The organism is Salifodinibacter halophilus, assembly GCA_012999515.1.
GTDB lineage: Bacteria > Pseudomonadota > Gammaproteobacteria > Nevskiales > Salinisphaeraceae > Salifodinibacter > Salifodinibacter halophilus.
In genome coordinates this window covers 1-248 of sequence record JABEEB010000517.1, presented here as the reverse complement: position 1 = coordinate 248, position 248 = coordinate 1, and the positions used below count along the sequence as shown (strand labels likewise).

The window sequence follows — 248 nt, the reverse complement described above, 5'->3', positions numbered from 1 at the left end:
TCGACGCGCTGTGCAAGCGCCTGGGCGTGGACAACTCGCACCGGCAACTGCACGGCGCGCTGCTCGACGCGCAGATCCTCGGCGAGGTCTACATCGCGCTGACCTCGGGCCAGGAGGAGATCGGCTTCGGCGATCCGGCCGCGGCGACCGCGCAGGCGGAGCGGGTCAGCGTGCAGGTCGACCTGAGCGCGCCGCGTCCGCGCGTGGTGGTGCCGGCGGAAGAACTGGCCGCGCACCAGGCGCGGCTG

The 248-nt window shown here is 73.8% G+C and carries 1 protein-coding gene; it reads left to right on the top strand.

Annotated features, from left to right (window positions below; all coding sequences use genetic code 11):
• Positions 1 to 248 (top strand): DNA polymerase III subunit epsilon (locus HKX41_12680; protein NNC24990.1); only part of this gene is annotated, 248 nt, incomplete at both ends.